20 protein-coding genes, 1 tRNA gene and 1 riboswitch are annotated in these 22,413 nt (G+C 66.4%); of the genes, 14 read left to right on the forward strand and 7 right to left on the reverse strand.

Annotation, left to right across the window (positions count from 1 at the left end; translation table 11 throughout):
- Positions 1-123: 123 nt before the first annotated feature.
- Positions 124-2,586 (reverse strand): ATP-dependent Clp protease ATP-binding subunit, encoded by a 2,463-nt coding sequence (locus EF834_RS15930; RefSeq protein WP_127948214.1) that lies wholly within the window; start codon positions 2,584-2,586, stop codon positions 124-126.
- 323 nt (positions 2,587-2,909) lie between these two features.
- On the opposite strand from EF834_RS15930, the gene EF834_RS15935 reads away from it, so the two are divergent.
- A complete protein-coding gene (locus EF834_RS15935) occupies positions 2,910-3,494 on the forward strand; it encodes a putative glycolipid-binding domain-containing protein (protein ID WP_206615305.1) in 585 nt (194 codons plus the stop codon).
- 21 nt (positions 3,495-3,515) lie between these two features.
- Here EF834_RS15935 and EF834_RS15940 read toward each other — a convergent pair whose 3' ends face one another.
- The 3 genes from EF834_RS15940 to EF834_RS15950 all read right to left on the reverse strand — a co-directional run bounded on the left by EF834_RS15940 (position 3,516) and on the right by EF834_RS15950 (position 8,772).
- Positions 3,516-6,275 carry an HAD-IC family P-type ATPase gene (locus EF834_RS15940; RefSeq protein WP_127948216.1) on the reverse strand — a complete coding sequence of 920 codons (2,760 nt, stop codon included), beginning with the start codon at positions 6,273-6,275 and terminating at the stop codon, positions 3,516-3,518.
- A 197-nt stretch (positions 6,276-6,472) separates the two neighbouring features.
- A complete protein-coding gene (locus EF834_RS15945; RefSeq protein ID WP_127948217.1) occupies positions 6,473-7,819 on the reverse strand; it encodes an amidase in 1,347 nt (448 codons plus the stop codon).
- Positions 7,807-8,772: a prephenate dehydrogenase gene (locus EF834_RS15950; RefSeq protein ID WP_127948218.1), complete on the reverse strand. Its 966-nt coding sequence runs from the start codon at positions 8,770-8,772 to the stop codon at positions 7,807-7,809. The genes EF834_RS15945 and EF834_RS15950 overlap by 13 nt, the downstream gene beginning before the upstream one ends.
- A gap of 49 nt (positions 8,773-8,821) precedes the next feature.
- Here EF834_RS15950 and EF834_RS15955 point away from each other — a divergent pair, with 49 nt between their 5' ends.
- The 3 genes from EF834_RS15955 to EF834_RS15965 all read left to right on the forward strand — a co-directional run bounded on the left by EF834_RS15955 (position 8,822) and on the right by EF834_RS15965 (position 10,016).
- Positions 8,822-9,361, forward strand: a complete 540-nt coding sequence (locus EF834_RS15955; protein WP_127948219.1) for a tRNA adenosine deaminase-associated protein — start codon at positions 8,822-8,824, stop codon at positions 9,359-9,361.
- A 32-nt stretch (positions 9,362-9,393) separates the two neighbouring features.
- Complete coding sequence (locus EF834_RS15960; protein ID WP_127948220.1) at positions 9,394-9,852, forward strand: nucleoside deaminase; 459 nt, start codon at positions 9,394-9,396, stop codon at positions 9,850-9,852.
- Between the two features lie 73 nt (positions 9,853-9,925).
- Positions 9,926-10,016 (forward strand) — tRNA-Ser (locus EF834_RS15965).
- Between the two features lie 93 nt (positions 10,017-10,109).
- On the opposite strand, the gene EF834_RS15970 is transcribed toward EF834_RS15965, so the two are convergent.
- Positions 10,110-10,979: a cyclopropane mycolic acid synthase family methyltransferase gene (locus tag EF834_RS15970; RefSeq protein ID WP_127948221.1), complete on the reverse strand. Its 870-nt coding sequence runs from the start codon at positions 10,977-10,979 to the stop codon at positions 10,110-10,112.
- A 429-nt stretch (positions 10,980-11,408) separates the two neighbouring features.
- Between EF834_RS15970 and EF834_RS15975 the strand changes: the two genes are divergently transcribed.
- Positions 11,409-12,374: a TIGR03557 family F420-dependent LLM class oxidoreductase gene (locus tag EF834_RS15975; RefSeq protein WP_127948222.1), complete on the forward strand. Its 966-nt coding sequence runs from the start codon at positions 11,409-11,411 to the stop codon at positions 12,372-12,374.
- Positions 12,375-12,417: 43 nt separating this feature from the next.
- Here the strand turns inward: EF834_RS15975 and EF834_RS15980 are convergent, their stop codons facing one another.
- Positions 12,418-12,648, reverse strand: coding sequence for a hypothetical protein (locus EF834_RS15980; protein ID WP_127948223.1), 231 nt, complete (start codon positions 12,646-12,648; stop codon positions 12,418-12,420).
- A gap of 279 nt (positions 12,649-12,927) precedes the next feature.
- Positions 12,928-13,019, forward strand: a riboswitch (TPP riboswitch).
- Positions 13,020-13,084: 65 nt separating this feature from the next.
- Here EF834_RS15980 and EF834_RS15985 point away from each other — a divergent pair.
- From EF834_RS15985 to EF834_RS16010, 7 genes are all read left to right on the forward strand, one after another.
- A complete protein-coding gene (locus EF834_RS15985) occupies positions 13,085-13,849 on the forward strand; it encodes a 3-oxoacyl-ACP reductase (protein ID WP_127948224.1) in 765 nt (254 codons plus the stop codon).
- Complete coding sequence (locus EF834_RS15990; protein ID WP_127948225.1) at positions 13,849-15,177, forward strand: LLM class flavin-dependent oxidoreductase; 1,329 nt, start codon at positions 13,849-13,851, stop codon at positions 15,175-15,177. The genes EF834_RS15985 and EF834_RS15990 overlap by 1 nt, the downstream gene beginning before the upstream one ends.
- Positions 15,178-15,302: 125 nt before the next feature.
- Positions 15,303-15,449: a hypothetical protein gene (locus EF834_RS18250; RefSeq protein WP_164874160.1), complete on the forward strand. Its 147-nt coding sequence runs from the start codon at positions 15,303-15,305 to the stop codon at positions 15,447-15,449.
- A gap of 11 nt (positions 15,450-15,460) precedes the next feature.
- A complete protein-coding gene (locus tag EF834_RS15995) occupies positions 15,461-16,303 on the forward strand; it encodes a hypothetical protein (protein ID WP_235871253.1) in 843 nt (280 codons plus the stop codon).
- 94 nt (positions 16,304-16,397) lie between these two features.
- Positions 16,398-16,856, forward strand: coding sequence for a MarR family winged helix-turn-helix transcriptional regulator (locus tag EF834_RS16000; RefSeq protein WP_127948226.1), 459 nt, complete (start codon positions 16,398-16,400; stop codon positions 16,854-16,856).
- A complete protein-coding gene (locus EF834_RS16005) occupies positions 16,856-18,184 on the forward strand; it encodes an MFS transporter (RefSeq protein WP_206615312.1) in 1,329 nt (442 codons plus the stop codon). Before EF834_RS16000 ends, EF834_RS16005 begins: the two co-directional genes overlap by 1 nt.
- 133 nt (positions 18,185-18,317) lie before the next feature.
- Positions 18,318-19,001: a YceI family protein gene (locus EF834_RS16010; RefSeq protein ID WP_206615306.1), complete on the forward strand. Its 684-nt coding sequence runs from the start codon at positions 18,318-18,320 to the stop codon at positions 18,999-19,001.
- Positions 19,002-19,060: 59 nt separating this feature from the next.
- On the opposite strand, the gene EF834_RS16015 is transcribed toward EF834_RS16010, so the two are convergent.
- The gene (locus EF834_RS16015; protein WP_127948351.1) at positions 19,061-19,885 is read right to left on the reverse strand and encodes a DeoR/GlpR family DNA-binding transcription regulator; all 825 of its coding nucleotides are present in this window, start codon (positions 19,883-19,885) and stop codon (positions 19,061-19,063) included.
- Between the two features lie 166 nt (positions 19,886-20,051).
- On the opposite strand from EF834_RS16015, the gene EF834_RS16020 reads away from it, so the two are divergent.
- Both EF834_RS16020 and EF834_RS16025 read left to right on the forward strand, forming a co-directional pair.
- Positions 20,052-20,978 carry a class II fructose-bisphosphate aldolase gene (locus EF834_RS16020; protein ID WP_127948227.1) on the forward strand — a complete coding sequence of 309 codons (927 nt, stop codon included), beginning with the start codon at positions 20,052-20,054 and terminating at the stop codon, positions 20,976-20,978.
- 23 nt (positions 20,979-21,001) lie between these two features.
- Positions 21,002-22,333, forward strand: coding sequence for a D-tagatose-bisphosphate aldolase, class II, non-catalytic subunit (locus EF834_RS16025; protein ID WP_127948228.1), 1,332 nt, complete (start codon positions 21,002-21,004; stop codon positions 22,331-22,333).
- The last annotated feature ends 80 nt before the right edge of the window (positions 22,334-22,413 follow it).

Genomic DNA, 22,413 nt, shown 5'->3' on the forward strand with positions numbered 1-22,413 from the left:
GCACCCTTCCTCACGCAGATACACGAGCACGTTACTCGAGTCCTCCGCGAAGTCGGTGTTCCGGCACGAACGAACACCCCGGCCGCGGCGACCGGGGTGCTCGTAGTTCGGTCGTGTGGTCGCTTACGGCTCGCTGGGCAGCGATCCCTCGGCGCCGTTGTGGTGCACCACGCCGAGTTCGAGTCCCGCATTGTCGGCCGCCACCCGCACGGTGTCGTCGGGCTCGAGCTCACCGGACAACAACAGCCCGGCGAGCCGGTTGTCGAGCTCCTTCTGGATGGTCCGGCGCAGCGGCCGCGCCCCGAACTCCGGCTGGTAGCCCTTCTCGGCGAGCCAGTCGACGGCGTCGTCGGTGATGTCGAGCTCGACGTGCTGGGCACGCAGCTGGCGGCGGGTGCCGTCGAGGATGAGCTCGATGATCTGCCGCAGCTCCGTCTGGTCGAGCCGGTGGAACACGATGGTCTCGTCGATCCGGTTGAGGAACTCGGGCCGGAAATGCACCCGCAGTCGTTCCATGAGCGTCGGCACCAGCTCGTCGATGTCCTGGGCCTTGGAGCCGAGGATCAGGTCGGAGCCGATATTGCTGGTGAGGATCACGATGGTGTTCTTGAAGTCGACCGTGCGTCCCTGCGCGTCGGTGACACGGCCGTCGTCGAGTAGCTGGAGGAGGACGTTGAATACGTCCGGGTGTGCCTTCTCGACCTCGTCGAACAGCACCACCGAGTACGGCTGTCGGCGCACCTTGTCGGTGAGTTGTCCGGCCTCCTCGTACCCGACGTAGCCGGGCGGGGCGCCGACGAGCCTGGAGACGGTGTGCTTTTCCTGGAACTCGCTCATGTCGAACCGGATCATCCGGTCCTCGTCTCCGAACACGGCTTCCGCCAACGCTTTCGCGGTCTCGGTCTTGCCGACGCCGGTGGGGCCGAGGAACAGGAACGATCCGATTGGACGGTTCGGATCCGACAGACCGGCCCGCGAACGACGCACCGCCTCTGCCACCGCGGTGACGGCCTCGTCCTGTCCGATGACGCGGGCATGCAGCACGTCCTCGAGGCGCATGAGTCGATCGCGTTCCTCGGACGTCAACTCCGCGACCGGAATTCCGGTCTGGCGCGAAACGATGTGCGCGATGTCGAGGACGGTCACCTCGGGAGTGCTCTCGTCAGGAGTTTCGCCGAGGCGTTCCTCGGCCTCGGTGACCTGACGCTTGAGTTCGTTGGCGCGCTCGTAGTCCTCCTGCTCGACAGCGGAGTCCTTCTCCCGCTTGAGTCGTGCGAGCTGCTCCTCGGCGGTACGGGTGTCGACGTCGGGGGTGTGGGTCCGCAGCCGCACACGGGCGCCCGCCTGGTCGACGAGATCGATCGCCTTGTCAGGCATGAATCGGTCGGTGATGTAGCGGTCCGACAGCTCGGCGGCGGCGACCAGCGCCTCGTCGGTGTAGTGGACCTGGTGGTGCGCCTCGTAGCTGTCGACCAGGCCACGCAGGATCTCGATGGTCTCGTCCACGGACGGTTCCGCGACCAGCACCGGCTGGAAGCGCCGCTCGAGGGCGGCGTCCTTCTCGATGTGCTTGCGGTACTCGTCGATCGTGGTCGCACCGATCGCGTGCAGGTCGCCGCGGGCGAGGGCCGGCTTGAGCAGGTTCCCGGCGTCCATCGCGCCCTCGCCGCCGGCACCGGCACCGACGATGGTGTGCAACTCGTCGATGAACAGGATCAGCTCGTCGGAGTGGGCCTTGATCTCGTCGAGGATCTTCGTCAGCCGTTCCTCGAACTCGCCGCGGTACTTCGTGCCCGCCACGAGCGAACCGAGGTCGAGCGCGACGACGCGACGATCGGCCAGCGTCGACGGGACGTCCTTGTTGACGATGCGCTGCGCGAGGCCCTCGACGATGGCGGTCTTGCCGACGCCGGGGTCGCCGATCAGCACCGGGTTGTTCTTGCGGCGGCGCGACAGGATCTCGATGGTCTGCTCCACCTCCTGCGCGCGGCCGACGACCGGGTCGACATTGCCCGCGCGGGCCTCCGCGGTCAGATCACGCCCGTACTCGTCGAGCGTGGGCGTCGAACTGGGCGGCATCGCCGCCTTCTCGCCCTCGAGGGTCGCGCCCAGCAGGGCCTTGCCGGCCGGGCTCTCGGGGTTCGCGGCGATGCCGATGAGGATGTGTTCCGGGCCGATGTAGCTGCGGCCCGACTCGCTGGCCTGCTGCTGCGCGGTCCGTAGCGCCAGCTTCGCGGCCGGACTCAGGCTCGGTGCCCCCGGGGTGGTCTTCGGGGTCCCGTGCTTGTCCAGGTGTGAGGCCATCTTCGCGGCGATCTCGTCCGGATCCAGATTGATGCCGCTCAGCACGCCGCGGGTGGGATCGTTCTGCGCCGCGGCATAGAGCAGGTGCTCGGGGGTGATCTCGCTGTTTCCCCACTCGATGGCTTCGTCGCGGGCGGTGGCGATCAGCTTCCGGGCACCGTCGTCGAGGAGCCGTCCGAGGTCGACCCGTTGCACGGGGGGCTGGGACGACAGCCCCGACCCGAAGAACCTCGCGAAAATGTCATCGAAGGGGCTGTCGATGCGACCCCAGCCTTCGGTCATGTCGCGACCTCCAAATGTCTGGTTCCAGCAATCTGGTTCGGACTGGTCCGCGCTGCTCGAGTCGGGCGGCGCCGCTCGAGTGGGACGTCTCAACCTTGCGACGGCGGTCGGGGGAAGTAAAGGGTCCTCGGACCCCATAGTCGGACGCCATAGTTGGACGCAATAGTCGGACCCCAGGGTCGACCCAGAGCCTCGGACTCGTCGCGTGGCAGGCTCGGGCGCATCGTGCAGCGGAGCCTGCCGAAATGTCCGAGCGTCTCCCGAGCACAGGTCCCGCCCGCCCCCACACGACTCGTCGTCGTTCGTCGCCTACCGTAGAGACCGTGACCATCCCGAGCACCGCGTCGTCCTGGCCTGCCGTTCTGACGTGGCGGGCCCGTTCTGTGCCGCGCATGGAGTCCGTGCGCGTCCAGCTCAACGGCAACCGCATCAAGGCGGCCGGACGCATCATCGGTGGCAAGTGCTCCGACCATCCCGCGTTCAGTGCGTCCTATGACCTCGTCACCGACGAGGTCGGGGTGACCCGGCGCTTGTCGTTGCGCACCGCGTTGGCGGCGGGGGAGCGGCACATGTCGATCAGCCGAGACGAGGAAGGCATCTGGATGGTCGAGACCGGCACCACCCACCTGCGCTCCGGGTTCGCGGGGGCGAAGGATGTCGACGTCGTGCTGAGCCCGTTCTTCAACACCCTGCCGATCCGGCGGTTCGGTATGCAGAACGAGTCCGAGGACTTCCAGGTGCCCGTCGTCTACGTCAACCTGCCCAACCTGGCGGTGCAGGAGGCGTCGCTGACTTACAGCAGCGGCGCCGACGGTGTGCACGTGCTCTCTCCGGTGTCGTCGTCGTCCATCACCGTCGACGAGGACGGCTTCGTCCTCGATTACCAGGGGCTGGCGGAGCGGATCTGAGCCTGGGCGGGCCGGCCCCGGTCACACTGCCGAGCCGCGCCGCAGACGCTTGTCGACGGCGACGATGGCCGTGGCTACAGCGGCGATAGCCGCCACCCGAATCCAGGTCTCCCACCCGACCGGCGCCGTGTCGAATATCAGGTTGGCGCTGGGCAGATAGGTGATCGCGGCCTGCGCGACCACTTGGACGGCGACCCCGATCAACACCCACCGATTCGTCAGGAATCCCAGCCGCCACGGCGACTGGGTCAACGACCGGCAGCTGAACAGGTACACGATCTCCACGGCCACGACGAGGTTGACGGCCGCGGTGCGTGCCTCGGCGAGTTCGGCCCCCATCGACAGCTCCCACTGGAACAGCCACCAGGTCCCGACCACCATCACCGTCGAGACCAGCAGGATCCGCAGCGTCAACGCCGAGGTCAACAGGGGACGGTCCGGATCGCGCGGCGGCCGTTCCATGATGTCGCGCTCCTTCGGCTCGAACGCCAGCATGAGGCCCAGCACGAGCGCGGTCGTCATGTTGATCCACAGGATCTGCACCGGCAGGATCGGCAACGTCAGCCCGCCGAGAATCGCGACCAGGATCACCCCACCCTGACCGACGTTCGTCGGAAGGGTCCAGGCGATGAACTTCGTGAGGTTGTCGAAAACACCGCGACCCTCCTCCACTGCCGCCTCGATCGTGGCGAAGTCGTCGTCGGTGAGCACCATGTCGGCGGAGTCCTTGGCTACCTCCGTCCCGCTGCGCCCCATCGCTATGCCGATGTCGGCGCGCCGCAATGCGGGCGCGTCGTTGACCCCGTCGCCGGTCATTGCCGTTACGTGCCCCTGGCGCTGCAGTGCCTCGACGAGCCTCAGTTTCTGCTGCGGCGACACTCGCGCGAACACCGATGCCCAGTTGGCGGCCTCGGGTAACTCCTCGTCCGTCATGCCGGCCAGATCGCGGCCGGTCAGTGTCGCGTTGTCCTTCGGGGATGCCGCGTTGTCCTTCGGGGATGCCGTGTCGGTTTCGGGGGATGCAGGGGCCAGACCGATGCGCGCGGCAATCGCCTTGGCAGTGGCGGCATGGTCGCCCGTGATCATCTTCACCGCGATGCCGGCGCGCTGGCACGCGCGCACCGCGTCGGCGGCCGAGGCGCGGGGCGGATCGACCATCGCTTGCAAACCGGTGAACGCCAAGGTTCCGGGCAGCTGGTCGGGATCCGGGTCGGCGGGATCGGTCGGGTCGTCATCCCGGACAGCGGTCGCGAGCACACGTAACCCCTGGTCGGCGAGGTCCGAGGTGGCCTGGAGGATCTCTTCCGCGGCGAGGGGGTCCACTTCGCCGGCCCCTGACATCCGACCGCGACACAGGGCCAAGACCTGCTCGACCGCCCCCTTGACGACGACGACGGGTGGGCCGTCGGGGCGGGTGTGCCGCGTCGCCATGTAGCAGCGGTCCGAGCTGAACGGAATCGACCCCGTGCGCGGCATGTCCGCGAGGGTCCGGTTCTGGTCGTAGCCCGCCTTCGCGGCGACGGCGACCATCGCCCCCTCCGTGGGGTCTCCGACCACCGACCATTGCCCGTCCTTCGAGCGTCGTAGGGAGGCGTCGTTGCACAGCAATCCGGCCAGTAGCGTCCACCGCAGGGCCGGGTGCTGATCCGGGTCCACGGGGGTCCCGGAGGCGTCGACGATCTCTCCTACCGGCGCGAACCCGGAGCCGTGCACATCGACGGCGAGACCCGGTGTCCACACCGTTTGCACGGTCATCTGGTTCTCGGTGAGCGTGCCGGTCTTGTCCGAACAGACCACCGTCGTGCTACCGAGAGTCTCCACCGCCGGCAGACGCCGGACCACAGCGCGTCGCCGCGCCATCCGGCCGACGCCGATCGCGAGGGTCACGGTGACCGCCGCCGGCAGTCCCTCCGGGATGGCACTAACCGCGAGTGCGACTGCTGCCGTGAACGTGTTGGTTCCCTCGGTAGCGCGCAGCAGCCCGGCCACGAAGGTGACCGCAGCCAGAGCGACGATGGCGACGGTGAGAACTCGACTGAACCACGCCAACTTTCGAGTCAGTGGTGTGGCCAGGGTGTCGGCGGCACCGACGAGACGGTGGATCTCACCGAGCTCGGTGTTCGCGCCCGTCGCGACTGCAATACCGGAACCTGTCCCCGAGGTGACCAGGGTGCCCGAGTAGAGCATGTTGCGGCGGTCGGCGACGGCGGTGTCCGGTGGGAGCGCCACTTCGTTCTTGGAAACCGGCGCCGATTCACCGGTCAGCGACGATTCGTCGGCGCTGAGCTCGGTCAGGGTGACCATCCGCAGGTCTGCGGGGACCCTGTCGCCGGCCTCGACGACTACCAGGTCGCCGGGCACCAACCGCTCGGAGGGCACGGACCGTACCTCGCCGTCACGGACGACCCGGGCTTCGGTGCGAATGAGAGCCCGCAGTCCCTCGAGTGCCGCCTCGGCCCGCGACTCCTGGACGAAGCCGACTACCGCATTGACGATCACGACGGCGAAGATGACGCTCGAGTCCACGACCTCTCCGATCGCCATGGTCACGGCCCCGCACACCAGCAGCACGTAGATCAGCGGGTTGTGGAACTGTCGCAGCCACCGCATCAGCAGGCCGGCACGAGCAGGTCTCGGCAAGGTGTTCGGTCCGAACTGGGCCAATCGTTCGTGGGCCGTCTTATCGCCGAGACCATTTCGGGCGTCGGTCGACAGGAGCTCGACGACCTCGTGTGGTGTCAGCTCATGGTGAGTGGTCGTGGAGGTGAATGCAGCGCACATTCCCCGATCGCATCCGTCGGTGTGGCCGCGCGGCGGCAGCTACCTCCCGCCGTCGCGGCGATGGCCATGCAGAACCCGAAACGACTTCGCTGTGCCGTATCGCTTCATGCGATGTCGCTTCGCTGTGCCATGTCGGAGCCTAGTGGCGGGCTCGAGCGCCCAATAGGGCACGAGGACCTGGTTCGGCCTGGAAAACCTCAGCTCACCGCGAGCGCGCACGCGAGTGCCACGGATTCGGCCGGATGCGATCCGTGCCCGCTCGCGGTGGTCGGCAGCCCGACCACCTGAACCCCCGCCGGGGCGCGGTCGTCGACCGTGACGGGGACCGAGATCGCCGGGACGCGGAGACCGTTGAAGGGAATGCACATCCGCAGCAGTGGGGTGCGGGCCACCGCCGGGTCCGGCGACAGGGCCCGTTCCTGGGTCATCGAGCGCAGGGGCGTGGTTGCGGTGAGCAGTGCGTCCAAGCCCAGCTCGCCACGTAGCCGCGAAAGTGCGCGATGGCGAGAACGTTCGAGCGCGCGGACGGCATGCACATAGTCGACGGCGAGACGGTCCTTCTGGGCCGCCAGCAGCGCCGCGGTCAGTGTTTGGTAACGCTCGGGTTCGGTCTCGAACCACTGCCGGTGCGTCTCGTACGCCTCCGAGCCGGTGATGAGCGGGTAGGCCGCGAGCAGCTCCTCCGTTTCCGGAAGTTCGACGTCGATCACCTCGGCGCCGGCGTCGGTCAGCGACCGGCACGCGGCGTCGACGGCCGCCGCGATGGCCGCATCGGCGATGTCCCAGTTGTCGCCGCGTAGTCGCCCCACCCGCAGACCGGCGACGGGCGTATTCACGTGCGCGATGCCGGGGATCGCACCCCACGCCAACGACACGTCGACGACGTCGGCGGCCAGCAGGCCCACGTGGTCGTACGTCGTCGACCCCGGGAACACGCCCGACGTCGGTAGCGCACCGAAGCTCGGTTTCATGCCGAGGATGCCGCACAGGGATGCGGGAGTCCTTACGCTGCAGCCGGTGTCGGTGCCCAACGCGAGCGGTACGACGCCCTTCGCGACCAGTGCCGCCGACCCGGAAGACGAGCCGCCGGGGATCAGGGTCGGGTCGTGTGGATGGGCTGCGGGCCCCCACGCATTGACCGCACCCGTTGGCCCGTAGCCGAACTCGTGCATGTGGGTCTTGGCGACGACGATCGCACCGGCCTTCCGCAATTGCGTAGTGATGCCGGCATCGTCCGTGGCGGGCGGGGCGTCGGCGAGGACGGCGCTGCCACAGCGTGTAGGCATCCCGGCCACGTCGATGTTGTCCTTCACCGCCACCGCGACCCCGTGCAGCGGGCCGATCCAGTCACGGGCGCCGATCGCCTCGTCCGCGCGGGCAGCAGCCTCGAGTGCCGCGGAATCGTCGCGAGCGGCAACCAGGTTCTCCCACGGCGTCCCCCGTAGCCCGTCGAGAGCATCGAGCGTCGCGCGCACGTGCTCGACGGCCGTCGTCTCCTTCGTGGCCAGTTGCCGGGCGATGTCGCGCAGGTTCACGGTCGCCACACTCCTCCGCGTCGTCCGGCGTCGCGCATCCGCTCGAGCCAGTTCTCCGAGCCGGGCTCGATGCCGGTGATCGTCCAGCGCTCGCGGTTCTCGTAGCGCAGTCGAGCCTGGTAGCCAGGCTCGACGAGGTCGGCGAGGGTGCCCTTCTTGGCGAGATCGGCCCTGGCCCGGTTCAGCACCTCGAGGGTCTCGTCCAGTGTCGACAGCAGGGCGTCGCGGTTGCCCTCGCACATCGCTCGCACCAAGTCCGGCGCGCTGCTTGCGACACGGGTGCCGTCGCGGAACGAGCCCGCCGCGAGGCCCAGTGCCAGATCGCCTCCCGCGGCACCGGACAGGGCGAGGGCCTCGGCGAGCAAGTGCGGGAGGTGCGAGATGCGCGCGACGGCTGCATCGTGCTCGGCGGACTCGGCGGGCACCACCAGCGAACCGCAGTCCAGCGCGAGCTGCGCCACCTGCGACCAGATCTGGGGGTCGACGCCGTCGTCCGCGCTCACGACCCACACCGCTTCCCGGAACAGATCGACGTCCCCGGCCTGCCAGCCGGACTCCGACGTCCCCGCCATCGGATGCCCACCCACGAACCGGTCTCGCAGACCGTGTCTGGTGGCGGCCGCGGCCATCTCGGCCTTGACGCTGACCACGTCGGTGACCGGGCAGCCGGGCGCGTGCTCGGCGATCACGGCGAGCGTCGCGTCGACCGCCGGCATCGGCACCGCAATGACGATCAGCGCCTCCGATTCGGCGGCGCGGCGCAGCACGGCGGAAAGGTCGGTGTCGGCGTCGAATCCCTCGGCGCGGGCGGCGTCCACCGTCGATGCTGAGCGGTTCCAGCCCCACGCCTTTCGGCCGGCAGCGACGGCCGCGCGGAGCAGCGACCCGCCGATCAGGCCCAGGCCGAGAACGCAGACGTCAGGTGTGGAAACGGAGGCAGCCACCTGAACAGCTTGGCACATTGACCGCGGGACTTCTTTTAGTGGCACTGAGCGGGCTACCGTTGCGCCCATGGGTTCACAGCGCGCGAACAACAACAGCGCTTCCGCAAGTTCGATGGAGAAGCTCGACGGCTTCGGTGTCGCCGTCGTCCGTGAGGACGGTCGCTGGAAGTGCTCGCCGCTGACCGATGGGGCACTGACGAGCTTGCGAACTGCCGAGAAGGAACTGCTCGAGCTGCGTAGCTCCGGTGCCGTGTTCGGTCTGCTCGACGTCGACGACGAGTTCTTCGTCATCGTCCGACCCGCCCCGACGGGCACCCATCTGCTGATCTCCGACGCGACCGCCGCCGTCGACTACGACATCGCCGCCGACGTCCTCGAAGCCCTGAATATCGAGATCCCCGACATCGACCCGGACGAACTCGACGACATCGAACCGTGGGAGGAGGGCGACCTCGGTGTCCTCGCCGACCTGGGGCTGCCGGACGCCGTGCTGGGGGTCATCGTGGCCGAGACCGACCTCTACCCGGACGAGCAGCTGACTATGATCGCGCAGCGCTGCGGCTTCGAATCGGAGCTCGCGGCCACGGTCGACAAGCTTCCCCGATGACCTGCCCCGATGGCACAGTCAGGTAACCACTCATGACTCTGCAGGACGACGAGCGGATGATCCGCGCCGCTTTGGATGCCGCGGCCGCCGCCTCGGACGCCGACGTGCCCGTCGGCGCGGTCTTGTTCGATGCGGACGGAGTGGAGTTGGCGCGTGCCGCGAATGCTCGCGAGGCCTCCGGTGACCCCACCGCACACGCGGAGATCCTGGCCCTGCGTGAGGCGGCCCGGATCCACGGCGACGGGTGGCGGCTCGAGGGCGCCACACTCGCGGTGACGCTCGAGCCGTGCACGATGTGCGCGGGTGCGCTGGTACTCGCCCGCGTCAAGCGAGTGGTGTTCGGGGCGTGGGAACCCAAGACCGGTGCCGTCGGTTCACTGTGGGACGTGGTCCGCGATCGGCGTCTGACACACCGTCCGCAGGTGCGCGGCGGGGTGCTCGAAGACGAATGCGCGGGACTTCTCGAGAGCTTCTTCCAAGATCAGCGCTGACGATCCCGAACCGGAAAATACTCTCCTACCTGCCGATTTCGGTCTCAGTGGCACGTTAGGTACAGTCTTTGGCGGTGGCGTGTCCGAGCGGCCTAAGGAGCACGCCTCGAAAGCGTGTGACGGGTAACCCCCGTCCGAGGGTTCGAATCCCTCCGCCACCGCCAAAGCCTCCCATCTGCATTACAGGTGGGAGGCTTTTCTTGTGCCACGCCCGACTAGCCGAACCTCGAACGATCGAGGGTGGTCACGCCTCACGCTTACCCCTTCTTGACCAAGGAGAACTGCATAACGTCAATACGTCCGCTGCGGAACTGTTCCGCGGCGCCTGTCAGGTATTTCATGTACCGCTCATAGGTCTCTTCCGAGGCGATCCGGACGGCGTCGTCATGATGGGCCGCGAGCGCAGCGGCCCACAGGTCCAATGTGCGGGCATAGTGCGGCTGCAGCGGCTGAATCCGCTCGACACCGAACCCCGCTTGCTCGGCCGGGGTGGTAACCCATTGCGGTTCGGGTAGCTGAGCGCCCCTGAAAATCTCTCGAACGATGAAAACGGCAAAGCGAATGTAGTCCTCGGTGACGGGGATGCCCATCTTCTCCAGGGATCCTCGCTGGTAGGCGACGATCGAGTGCAGCAACATACGTCCATTCGGGGGAAGGAGATCCCGGCACCTGCCGAAGAACGTGTCGTAGCGGTGACGGCGGAAGTGCTCGAATGCACCGATGCTGACGATGCGGTCCACCGGCTCGTTGAAATCCTCCCAGCCCTGTAGGCGGACCTCTGCGGTCCGCTGAGGTCGCGGGTTCGAGCGGAGGAGAGTGGTTGCGTGTTGGTACTGGTTTTCGCTGAGGGTGAGACCGATGACGTTGACATCGTATTTTTCGAGGGCGCGCAGCATCGTCGAGCCCCAGCCGCAGCCGATGTCGAGCAGCGTCATGCCCGGATGCAGGTCGCACTTGCCGAGCGAGAGATCGATCTTGGCCAGCTGCGCTTGCTCGAGTGTCATGTCTTCACGCTCGAAGTAGGCGCAGCTGTAGGTCATGCTCGGATCGAGGAACAGCTGGAAGAAGTCATCGGACAGGTCGTAGTGGGACTGCACTTGCTTGAAATAGGGCTTGAAATCCGGCATCCGAAGATCCTTACTTCGACCCATCGGGGCAGTTCACGGTCTCCTCGCCACGGGAGACGCCTCTCTCGAACGTACCTGAGTACGACCTCCAGCAGTACGACGCAGCCACGATCATTCGGTGATCCGGCGCCGGTTCATCGACGGCCTGTCGGGCAAAGGGTCCGGGATCTGAGGTTCGTCGGAATGGGTGGGCGCACAACGGCCTTCGACGGAGACTATCCGCCGAGACAGACATCCAGAGCTGCGATCGCTTGCCGCCGAGTGGTCGTCTTCGATCGCGTCCACGGCGTCGTCGCCATCTGACGCGTGGACCAAACCCCGGTGAACACCGCGCCGATAATCGGGATGTACCTGCGCGCGATCACCGACGTCCGCTCTGGACGGATCGTGGGCTACTCGATCGACTCATGAAGCGATGGGGATGACGACATGCAAGTGGGCTACAAGTTGGTGACCGAGGCGTTCGAGCCGAAGGAGATTGTGCGTCAGGCCGTGGAGGCGGAGCGAGCCGGTTTCGACTTTGTGGATATGAGCGACCACTACCACCCGTGGCTGTACAGCCTCGGACATTCGGGGTTCGTGTGGTCGATGCTGGGTGCCGCAGCGGCCAAGACCAACACGATCGGGCTGGTCACGGGCGTCACCTGTCCTTCGATCCGAATCCACCCCGCGATCATCGCGCAGGCCGCGGCGACCACGGCCATTCTCAGCGAGGGCCGCTTCACTCTGGGAGTCGGGTCGGGAGAGCGGCTCAACGAGCACGTGGTCGGTGGAGCCTGGCCGGCGGTGCGTGTCCGGCATCGGATGTTGCGCGAATCGATCGAGATCATCCGCCTGCTGTGGTCTGGTGGGAATCAGTCCTATGAGGGCAAGTACCTCACTCTCGATGAGGCGCGCGTCTTCGACCTTCCCGATGTGCCTCCGGCGATCGCGGTGGCGGCCGGCGGTCCGGCATCCGTCAGACTCGCCGCGGAACTCGGCGACGGTCTCTTCACGACAAGACCGAAACTCGAACTGCTGAGGGGCTACGCGAAAGCCGGTGGATCGGGGCCGAAGTATGCATCGCTGGCGATGTCATGGGCGCGCGACGAGCACACCGCCGTCGAATCGGCGCACCGATTACTCAAGTTCGGCGTGTTGGGGTGGAACGTCCTGACCGAACTGAAGAACACCGCCGACTACGAGTCGGTGTTGTCCTTCGTTCGTCCCGAGGATGTCAGTGAGGCGATAACCTGCGGGCCGGAGGTGCAGCAACACGTCGAGGCGGCGCGCGCGTACGTCGATGCCGGAGTCGATCATCTGACACTGCAGAACGCTGGTCCGGACGTGGACGCGTTCTTCGAGTTCTTCTCCACTGAGTTGAGTGCGCCCCTTCGGGCCCTGGCACGCTCGTGACGGCCGAAACTCTCCGTGGATGCCGCCGTCCCCAATCTGTGAACTATTGCTGATGCTGAGCATTGGCGCGGGCCGCCAACGTTGACCGGAGGGCAACTTCCCCGTTCCACCGATCCAACGCTGCCTTCTGCCGGCGCCGCCGGAACGAGGCGACGAACTTGGACCAAGCCAAGGCGAGGCCGGTGATCACTGCCGCGGCCACCATCCACTTCCAGTACGACAGCACGAACGCCAGAACCACCAACGCGCCGATCCAAACAAGAGCGTTCTTCACACAACCCTCCCAACGTCGGAAGCGACCAGCGCGTGCTCGAGCGCGCTAGTCGCGCTGCTCTTGCTTCACGCGGTGCTCCTCAGCCTCAACAAGACTGTGCGTGAACCGAACTGCGGCATTCGCTGGGACGTCTCGTATGTGCACTTCGACGCATTCACGCCGACATTCGATTGGACCAGTCGGTAGGGAGTGCCCTCAACCCCCAGATTCCGGCCGGGGCAAGCTTCCGCTGCCCCTCATCGAGCTACGCAACCTGTCCGGGCCGGTAGCCTGGCGCAAGCACTCGACACGGGGTGTCGGTAGCGGCTGAAAGAACACCCGTCGAACCTGATCTCGATCATGCGAGCGAAGGGATGCCGAGCCGGCGACGGACCTGCGGCCCGTCGCTGTCGTGCGCCCTTCCCGGATTTGGGAAGGAACGAGGATGTCAACGAGGATGTCACTGCAGAACCAGCTTGTGCTCGTCACGGGGGCCGGGCGCGGTCTCGGTCGTCACATTGCGCGCGCGTTCGGGGACGAAGGCGCGGCCGTCGTTCTCAACTATCGGCGTAGCGGCGAGGCTGCGCACGCCCTCGCCGAGAACATCGGCGGGGATCGTGCCGTCGCTCTCGGGGCCGACGTGACCGACCGAACCCAAGTCGCCGCCTTGTTCACTCAGGCCCGGGAGCACTTCGGTCGGCCGATCACCACGGTGGTCAACAACGCGTTGCCCGACTACTCATTCAACGGCGACGCGCGTGCGAAGGCGGGCGAGATTGGCTACGGCGACTTCGCCACCCAACTGGAGGGCGTCGTCGGTGGCGCGGTGAATACGATCCAGGCGGCACTTCCCGGTATGCGCGACGCCGGCGGTGGCACCGTCGTCAACATCGGCACCAACCTGTTCCAGCATCCGGTGGTTCCATATCACGACTACACCGCGTCCAAGGCGGCGCTGCTGTCGCTGACGCGTACCTTCGCGGCGGACCTCGGACCGGACGGGATCCGCGTGAACATGGTCTCCGGTGGGCTGCTGCGCACCACGGATGCCTCGGCGGCGACTCCGGACGCGGTGTTCGATGTGGTCGCCGCATCCACCCCGCTGCGCAAGGTCACCACCCCCGAGGAGTTCGCCGCGGCGGTGCTGTTCTTCGCTTCCGATTGGTCGCGGGCCGTGACCGGACAGAATCTGGTGGTCGACGGCGGGTTGGTCATGAACTGATGTCGGCTCCGCGCACCCTTCACCTCAACGCGTTCCTCTACGGAGTCGGCCACCACTCGGCGGCATGGCGTCACCCGGGCTCGCCTGCGGAGCGGATCGGCGACATCGCCTTTTTCGAGGAACTGGCGCGCACCGCCGAGCGGGGCTGCCTCGACGCGGTGTTCTTTGCCGATGGGCACAGTGTCAATCCGAAGTACACCGCCGGGACGACCTGGTTCCTCGAGCCGCTGACCGCGTTGTCCGCAATGGCGCGTGCCACCACGCGGATCGGGTTGGTCACCACGGTCTCCGCGAGCTTCTTCACGCCGTTCCATGCCGCTCGCATGCTCGCCTCGCTCGATCACATCAGCGGCGGACGCGCGGGGGCGAACATCGTGACGTCGATGTTCGACGACGAGGCTCGCAACCACGGATTCGACGCCCTGCCAGCTCACGCCGAGCGATACGCGCGAGCCGAGGAGTTCATCGAGGTCCTCATCGCATTGTGGGACTCCTGGGGTGAGGGTGCGCTCGTCGTCGACCGGGCCGGCGGCCGCTTCCTCGACGCCGATGCCGTTCGGCGGATCGACCACCGCGGCACCCACTTCCGGGTGGACGGCCCGCTCACGGTGCCGCGTTGCCCGCAGGGTCGGCCCGTGTTGTTCCAGGCGGGCGCCTCCGAGGTGGGCCGCAACCTCGCTGCGCGGTACGCCGAGGCCGTCTATTCCGTGGCGTGGGACCTGCCCGCGGCGCTCGGCTACGCCACCGACCTACGCGGCCGCGTCGCCGCGGCGGGGCGAGAGCCGCGATCGGTCGCGATCCTGCCGGGCCTGGTCACGTACGTCGGCCGGACCGAAGACGAAGCCCGCGCCAAGAAGGCGGAACTCGACTCCCTGCTCGATACCGACGCCGCGATCGCTCAACTCGGCGTTTTCACTGGCCAGGACTACACCGCGCACGACCTCGACGCGGTCGTCGCCGACCTGCCACCCGCCGAGCAGTTCACCGGCCCGCAGGGCCGCTACACCACTGTGCAGCGGATCATCGAAACGCGACGGCCAACTTTGCGTGAGTTGCTCGGCTACCTAGCCGCCGGAGGCGGCCACGCCACCCTGATCGGCACACCCGAATCGATCGCCGACCATATCGAGGAGTGGTTCGTCGCCGGCGCCTGCGGCGGATTCAATCTGATGTGCCCGGCGTATCCGGATTCGCTCGACGACTTCGTCGACCTGGTCGTGCCGGAGCTGCAGCGGCGTGGCCTGTTCCGCCCGGCCTACCCGGGCCACACACTGCGAGACACGTTGGGGCTGCCGGTGCCGGCAGCCGCGCGGCGCGAACCTCGGTGACGCGCGTCCCTGTGCGCCAACCGGAGGACCTCACGACGCGGAAACGATGATCCGTAGCGGATTGTGTGAAGAGTTGTCCCGTAGGCTTCCGATACAGCTTGGATGGCGACCCTCGGGAGTAAGACGTGGCGCAGAAGGTAGTTGTCGAATTCATCGATGATCTTGATGGCGGGCGTATCGACTTCGGCAGCGGAACGAGCATTCTCGCGGTCGAGGTGACCCGTGGCCGCGTCGGGGTTGCCCCCGTCAAGGCATTCGCGGCAGCGCACTAGCCATGACGACCGTGAGCAAGCGCACAGGGGGCGAGATCGTGCCGGCATCGGCGGAGTTGGAGCTGTCCGATCCCGAGGTGGACGACGCCGTCGAGGATCTCTCCCAGGGCGGCGCGGCGGAGGACGCCGACCACGAACCGGAGTCCGAAGTCTCCTTCTCCCACGGCGATTCGATTCGGGTATTCCTGTACGACATCCCGAAGGACGGCAAGTGGACCGCCTACTACGAGTCCGGGATCAGACGCATCCGCGCCAAGAAGGTGAGCCCCTGGGTCTACCTGGAAATGTTGTTCCGGGTCTTCCCCAGGCACGAGGTGCTGATCAAGGGGGAGCTCCTCAGCGTGAAGAGCCGGCCGTACCCGGATGACCCGAAGGTGCTCACCGAGGTGGCGCTCCTGGTGTATTTGGCAACCGAGGTGGCACTGTTCAAAGCCTTCCTCGAATGGGCCGGGACGGACGTCAGCGCGATACGGATCACGCCCGACAGGCTCGACGACGTGGCTCGCAGGATCCACGACGACCTCTACCGAGTCCACCTGTTCAAGCAACGGCTCGTCGCGGCCGGCGTCGAGGACCCGGCCGAACTCGACGAGGACGTGTCGCGGCCGATCGAGGTCATCAAGAGCGAGATCGACGCGGTCCAGGATCTGCGGATCTCCGTCAGGCGATTTCGAGACCGGGTAATGCTGGCCAAGCGTCAACGGGTGGTCCAGGAGAGCCAGAACCTCGTCGGCAACATCGAGATGGCTACTTGGGACTCGGTGCAGCGCCGACAGGAGATGGTCGTCATGCGTGAATGGGTGGACAATCAACAGCGCGTGCTGCCGATTTCGAAGGCCGGCAAGCTGACCTGATACGCGCGCCCGGCTGAACGGGCGCTAGCGCCTTCCTATAGCGCTAGGTATATGCTTGCCGATAAGCAATTAATTTCCACGAGTGGAGGTGGATGTGACGAGCCTCTTCGACGACGACGAGGTGTCCCGGCTGCGGGTCACGCTCGGCCGTATCTCCCGCCAGGTCGACAGGCAGACCTCCGACGGTGAACTCACCAAGACGCAGTTCTCGATCCTCACGACGGCAGTGCGGCGCGGGCCGATCCGGGCCAGTGAGATGGCCGAGATCGAGACGGTCAACCCGACGATGCTGTCGCGGGCTATCGGCAAGATGGAGGGTGCGGGACTGCTGCAGCGTTCCGAGGACCCTGAGGACGGTCGCGCAGTCGTCGTTTCGGCGACTTCCGCGGGAATCGCACTACACGCGGAACTGAGCGAGAAGCGAACTCGCCTGTTTGCCGAATACCTCACCCAGCTCCCCGAAACGAAGACGCAGGCCCTACTCGACGCCCTCCCGGCCCTCGAGTCGCTCGCCGATCGGATGTGTCAGGCCGGGGCCATGGCCCGTTCGTGATGGCGGTGACGGCTATCGGGCGCCAGACGTTTGCAGCGCTGGCCAATCGCAACTTCCGGAGGTTCATCGGCGGCCAGGCGGTCTCGCTCATCGGCACCTGGATGCAGATAGTCGCCCAGTCGTGGCTCGTCCTGGAGTTGACCGGGTCGGGCACCGATATCGGTATCGTCGTCGCCCTGCAGACCCTGCCGATCCTGCTTCTCGGACCATACGGCGGCGTGATCGCCGATCGATCGGACAAGCGTCGCTTGATGATCGGTCTGCAGTCGATCATGGGTGTGCAGGCGCTGGTTCTCGGTGTGCTGACGATCACCGGCACCGTCGAGTTGTGGCAGGTGTATGTCCTCGCGTTCCTGCTCGGCCTCAACCAGTGCTTCGAAAACCCTGCTCGGCAATCGTTCCTGCTCGAGATGGTCGGCCCGAACGATTTGCGCAACGCCGTCAGCCTGCAGTCCACTCTGGTGAGTGCGTCCCGCATCATCGGACCGGCGGTGGCCGGTATGACGATCGCGGCCGGTGGCCTGGGGGTTTGCTTCCTGCTCAACGCCGCGAGTTTCGTGGCGGTGGTGGTGTCACTGCTCCGGCTGGATGTCACTGCGCTGCATCGGTCCGCGCCGGCGGAACGGACCCGCGGTCAGCTGCGCGAGGGGCTGCGCTATGTGCGCGGCAATCGGAACCTCGCTGTGCCGCTGCTGATGATGGCCTTGATCGGCTGCCTGGCCTTTGAGTTCCAGGTGGTGTTGCCGATCGTCGCCGAGCAGACCTTCAATGCCGGGTCCGAGGCTTACGGCTTCATGACCGCGGCGATGGGTGTCGGGGCGGTGTGCGGCGGACTGCTCGTCGCCACGTGGGGAAGAACCGGCACGCGGGCGCTGATCGTAACTGCAGCCGCATTCGGTCTCGCACTTGTCGCGGCGTCCGCGGCACCCACACTGGGGCTCGAGATGATTGCCCTCGCTGTGGTCGGAGTGGTGAGCATTGCCTTCAACTCGATTTCCAACAGCACACTCCAGCTCGAGGCCGCACCTCACATGCGTGGCCGCGTCATGGCGCTGTGGTCCACCGGTTTTCTGGGCTCGACGGCCGTCGGAGGCCCCATCGCCGGTTGGGTCAGCCAGGAGTGGGGTGGACGGGCCGGCCTGCTGCTCGGCGCGATCACCTGTCTGGTCGTGGCCCTGGGCGCCGTGCTCGTGCTCGGGCGTGGCAAACAGGTCGCCGCGCATACCCATCCGATCGCCGAGGACCCGGAGGAGTTGATGGTCGAGGACCCGGCGATCTCCGAGGATCCCGCGGTGACCGAGGTGGACGCGCGCAGCAGGGCGGCGTGACCTTCGACCAGGGCTAGGTTCCACTACCGGGCGCACTGCCGTCTGGGCTACCGGGCGCACTGCCCGCTGTGTCTTTGCTGTACGAATCGTGTGAATTGTGGCGCCTTCGGATGCGTGCTCATACCCTGAGCTGATGAAAAAATGGTGGATCATCGGTGTCGCGGTAGTCGTTGTGTTTGTGGGTGTGCTCGCGGGTCCCTGGGCCTGGGGCACGTTCATCGCCAAGGACGACGCCCCAGCAGCAACCGTCTCGACCGAGGGCGCACAGGCCGCGTCGGGGCCGGTGGACGGGCAGTGGACGGTCACACCGGGTTCTGAGGCGAACGTGACCGCCGCCGGATACCGAGTCTCCGAGGTCCTCAACGGCGCCCGGGTCCATGTCGTCGGCAGCACCGACCAAGTCACCGGGTCGGTGGACATCTCCGGTCAGAAGATGACCTCGGCCGAGGTCGTCGTACAGGTCGCCGGCATCGCCACCGACAACGGGCTTCGTGACGGTCAGTTCCGCAACAACGTCATGGATGTGACCGCGTTCCCGACCGCGTCGTTCACCATCGACAGCCCGGTCGACCTCACGGCGCTGCCCGCCGACGGCACCGCCACGACCGTGACGGCGAACGGATCGCTGACCCTCAAGGGGCAGACGCGTCCGGCGAGTGTGGACGTAACGGTATTGCATTCCGGTGACTCGCTGATCGCGTCCGGCAGTATTCCCGTGACCTGGACCGACTACGGAATCACTCCACCGTCACTGGGATTCGTGACCGTCGACGACAGCGGTACAGTCGATTTCCTGGTGAATCTTGCCCGTGCCTGACGACACGCCTCGACCCGGGCGGTGTCCGGACGCGTAGCCGAGACCTCCCGCCGGGACGGTCATCGTTCCGAGACGGGTTCGACGACATGGATCTTGACCCCCGCCCGTTCGATGAGTTCGAGCTCCGTCGCGTCGGCGCTCGGGTCGGTGATCAGGTCGTCGACCTGGTCGAGGTCTGCCACCTTCGCGAACCTGACCTGCCCGATCTTGGAACCGTCGGCTACGACGACGACTCGGCGTGCGTTCGTGACCATCGCATTGTTCGTTCGGGCCTCGGTCTCGTCATGAGTGGTGGTGCCGCCGTCAGCGCTGATTCCGTCCACACCGATGAACGCAGTGCCGACGGTTATCGAGTGGAAGATGCTCTCTGCGATCGGCCCGACGGCCTCGAACGACTTCGAGCGCACAAGACCGCCGGCCATGATCACCTTGCTCTGCGGGCTCGTGGCGCATTCCATGGCGATGGTGAGCGCATTCGTCACGATCGTCAGTTCCGCTCGGCCGCGGAGTGCCCTTGCCAGCTCGGCCGTGGTGGTGCCGCCGCTCAGCGCTATCGCGTACGGCCCCGGAGGGACCATGGCGGCAGCTTGTTGGCCGATGCTGCGCTTTGCTTCGTGAAACTGAGTATCACGAAGCCGGACGGGTAGTTCGCTTTCCGTATCCAGGGCGCGGGCACCACCGTGGGTACGGACGAGCAAGCCTTGTTCTTCCAGCGCGGCCAGGTCTCGGCGCAGCGTCGCCGAGGACACTCCCAGATCCCGGGCGAGAGCAGGCAGAGACACACTTTCGCTGTCGTGAATGATGGACAGCACTGCTCTCATGCGGTCGGACCGTTTCGCCGAGACGGCGCGAGGGTCCGCCTGGGCGTAGCTGCGCTTGGACATCCGCCCTCCAGTTCGAACGATCATAAAACGCTCACTATTTTTGCACATTCTTAACGCAAATGGCTCGAAATATTGCGCGATACGCGCGTCGGGCCGATCATCGTGGCATGGCCCATCTCACTTCCACGGATATGAGCGGAAGGCGTATGTCAACGTCGGATCGTCGATGACCCTTGTAAGAACCAGCGAGTTGGTCCGATCGGCGGTCTCTGCGAGTGGCGCGGTAGTCGGGTTCAATGTGATCACCCTCGAGCACGCGGAGGGGATTGCAGAGGGAGTCGAACGAGCAGGCGCCCGGGCCATACTCCAGATCAGCGAGAACGCGGTCAGATTCCACCGTGGGCGGATCGAGCCGATCCTGGCCGGCTGCGCCCAGGTTGCGGAGCAGTCCTCGGCCAAACTGTCGATCCACCTGGATCACTTCGAGGACCTCGCGCTCACCGAACGAGCCATCGACGTCGCCCGTGACTTGGGTGCCAGTTCGATCATGGTCGATGCGGCACGTCTCGACCACGACCACAACGTCGCGCAGACCAGGGAATCAGCGAAGCACGCCCATCTACACGGTCTCTGGGTGGAAGCCGAACTAGGCGAGATCGGCGGTAAGGACGGCGCCCATGCGCCCGGCGTTCGCACCGATCCGATCGAGGCCCGTGACTTCGTCGAGAGAACTTGTGTGGACGGACTGGCGGTCGCAGTCGGAAGTTCGCACGCGATGACGACCAAGGACGCGCAGATCGACATCGGTCTGATCGAGAAATTACGCGAGTCGGTCCCCGTTCCGCTCGTCCTGCACGGTTCCTCCGGGGTCGACGACAGCCGGCTCGCCGAGGCCGTACGCGCGGGAATACGCAAAGTCAATGTTGGTACTGCACTGAATATTGGCTTCACGCAACAGATTCGGGAGTTTCTGGGGGGTCACCCAGACATCACGGATCCGCGCAAGTACTTGGATGGCGCCCGGTCGAGCATAAGCGACTCGGTCGCACACCTGTGCGCCGTCGTGGACGAAGCAACCTCGAGCCCGCAGGCGCTTGCACAGTGGGCTACCGGTGGTCGGTCCTCCGTGGGCGCACCGGTCGAGCCCAACTAAGCCAGCCCGGACACGGAGGAATGATGGTTGGTCATCTGTGGAACACCGTTAGCCGCCACAAATCGGGAGAGCCGGTCGGCACCTACTCGGTGTGCTCGGCGCACCCGATGGTGCTCGAAGCGGCGATTCGACAGGCGATCGACGACGACACCTACGTTCTGATCGAGGCCACGTCGAACCAGGTCGACCAGTTCGGCGGCTACACCGGAATGCGGCCCGCCGACTTCCGGGAGAAGGTGTTCGCGATCGCGGACGCGAACGAGTTCGCGCGGGATCGAATCGTGCTGGGCGGCGACCATCTCGGACCGAACCGCTGGCGGAAAGAGCCGGCGGAGGCGGCCATGGCCAAGGCAGAAGATCTTGTCGAGGCATACGTGGCGGCCGGTTACACGAAGATCCATCTCGACTGCAGCATGTCCTGCGCTGGGGATCCGGTGCCCGCCGGCGACGACCTGGTGGCCGAGCGGACGGCCCGGTTGCTTCGGGTCGCCGAGGACGCCGCGAAGCGAGAAGGGATCACCGACGACATCCTCTACGTCATCGGCACCGAGGTTCCCGTCCCGGGAGGGTCGGCCGAAACCCTCGGCGGGTTGACCGCCACCTGCCCGCAGGCGGCTCGTCGTACGCTCGAGCGGCACCGGGCTGCGTTCAGTGAATTCGGACTCGACCACGTCTGGCCGCGAATCATCGCCATGGTCGTCCAGCCGGGTGTCGAATTCGACCACTTGCAGGTCGTCGACTACCGCCACGACCGGACCACCGAGCTGCGCACCGTGCTCGACGACCAGCCCAACCTGGTCTTCGAGGCGCACTCGACCGACTATCAGAGCAGCGAACGGCTCGACGAACTCGTCGGAGACCACTGGGCCATTCTCAAGGTCGGACCCGGCTTGACCTTCGCGATGAGAGAAGCGCTCTTCGCGTTGGCCCTCATTGAGGATGAGCTGGTCCCCACCGACGTCCGGTCGCACCTGATCGACGTCATCGAACGCCGGATGCTTGCCCGGCCCGAGTACTGGGAGGGCTACTACGACGGCGATCCGGAAGAGCAGCGGATCGCGCGCCGATTCAGCTTCAGTGACCGGTTGCGCTACTACTGGCCGGATCCGGAGATCGAAGCCGCAGTGGACCGCCTGTACGAGAACCTCGCGCGCGTCTCTATCCCCCTCCCGTTGATCAGCCAGTTCCTCCCTGACCAGTACGCCCGAGTCCATGCCGGTGTCCTGGCACCGGAACCCCACGAACTCGTCCGCGACAAGATCCGCGACGCGCTGCGGCCCTACGCCGCCGCATGTCTCCCGACCGCGGTCGACGACCGCGCCCAACTCGTAACAACCGGAGAAGCCCTTGTCTAGCTCACCGTCTAGCTCACCGATCTCACCCGTCGCTCTTCCTGCGGTCCCCGGATCGGAGGCAACGGCCCGCGAAATCGTCC

Origin of the sequence: Rhodococcus spongiicola, assembly GCF_004011835.1 — a bacterium.
GTDB classification, from domain to species: Bacteria; Actinomycetota; Actinomycetes; order Mycobacteriales; family Mycobacteriaceae; genus Prescottella; species Prescottella spongiicola.